Source organism: Pseudomonas sp. GW822-FHT02E03, assembly GCF_058802325.1.
In genome coordinates, this window is record NZ_JBXAOA010000098.1 from 1 (window position 1) to 1277 (window position 1277).

Annotated in this window: 1 protein-coding gene and 1 tRNA gene; one reads left to right on the forward strand and one right to left on the reverse strand. The window is 60.2% G+C overall.

Features of this window, described 5'->3' with window-relative positions; all coding sequences use genetic code 11:
* Positions 1 to 121: 121 nt before the first annotated feature.
* Positions 122 to 1042 carry a recombination-associated protein RdgC gene (rdgC, locus tag AC1RQB_RS28195; RefSeq protein ID WP_007898901.1) on the reverse strand — a complete coding sequence of 307 codons (921 nt, stop codon included), beginning with the start codon at positions 1040 to 1042 and terminating at the stop codon, positions 122 to 124.
* Between the two features lie 160 nt (positions 1043 to 1202).
* Between rdgC and AC1RQB_RS28200 the strand changes: the two genes are divergently transcribed.
* Positions 1203 to 1275, forward strand: a tRNA-Val gene (locus AC1RQB_RS28200).
* Positions 1276 to 1277 lie beyond the last annotated feature (2 nt).

A 1277-nucleotide genomic window follows, 5' to 3' on the forward strand; every position in this document is an offset into this window, starting at 1 on the left:
CCCCCCCCCCCCCCCCCCCCCCCCCCCCCCCCCCCCCCCCCCCCCCCCCCCCCCCCCCCCCCCCCCCCCCCCCCCCAGCTCCCACATTTGATCCGGTTCCTTCAAGGGGAACCGGTTGTTTTTAGATCCCTTGCGGTGTCTCTTCACCACCCAACGCTTCAACCATCGCCGGCAGGAAGTCGCCGAAGGTCAGCATCATCAGGGTAAAGCTGGCGTCCAGTTGACCCAGGGCTTCGTCGCCACCGTCCTGTTCCGCCTGATCCTGCAGCAGGTCTTCGAACTTCAGGCGCTTGACCACCATTTTGTCGTCAAGCACGAACGACAGTTTGTCCTGCCAGGCCAGCGACAGTTGAGTGACCACTTTGCCGGTGCTCAGGTGCAGCTGGATTTCTTCGCTGGTCAGGTCCTGACGCTTGCAGCGCACGATGCCGCCGTCTTCGTGGGTGTCACGCAGTTCGCACTCGTCCAGCACGAAGAAATCGTCCGCGGCTTTCTGGGTGGTGACCCACTCGGTCATGGTGGCGGTCGGCGACATCTTCACTGTCAGCGGACGCACTGGCAGCGAGCCGATCACTTCGCGCAGGGTGGAGAGCAGGTCTTCGGCGCGTTTCGGGCTGGCCGAGTTAACCAGGATCAGGCCCTGTTTCGGCGCGATGGCGGCGAAGGTCGACGAGCGACGGATAAAGGCGCGGGGCAGGAAGGCCTGGATGATTTCATCCTTGATCTGATCGCGTTCCTTTTTGTAGACCTTGCGCATTTGTTCGGCTTCGATCTCTTCGACCTTTTCCTTCACTGCGTCACGCACGACGCTGCCCGGCAGAATGCGTTCTTCCTTACGGGCGGCGATCAGCAGGAAGTCGCCGCTGATGTGCACCAGTGGCGCGTCTTCGCCCTTGCCGAATGGCGCGACGAAACCGTAGGTGGTCAACTCCTGGCTTGCACATGGACGCGCCAGTTTGGTGGCCAGTGCAGTTTCCAACGCCTCGGCATCAAAAGGCAGATCTTGGGTCAGGCGATAGATAAGCAGGTTCTTGAACCACATGGGGTGAGTCTCTCCTTTATACAAAGGGGGGCATTATTGTCCTCCGTGTGCCATAGGCCAACCCTTCTCTAAGCCTTTGGAAGGCCTGAGAAAATTAATTAAAAAAGTGCTTGCCAGAGGTTGGGTCGCTACGTAGAATGCGCGCCACACCGAAAGTGAAGGGTGATTAGCTCAGCTGGGAGAGCGTCTGCCTTACAAGCAGAATGTCGGCGGTTCGATCCCGTCATCACCCACC

Bases quoted from the DNA above. Each gene is read 5' to 3' on its own strand.
- rdgC (WP_007898901.1), bottom strand. From the start codon at position 1,042: ATGTGGTTCAAGAACCTGCTTATCTATCGCCTGACCCAAGATCTGCCT.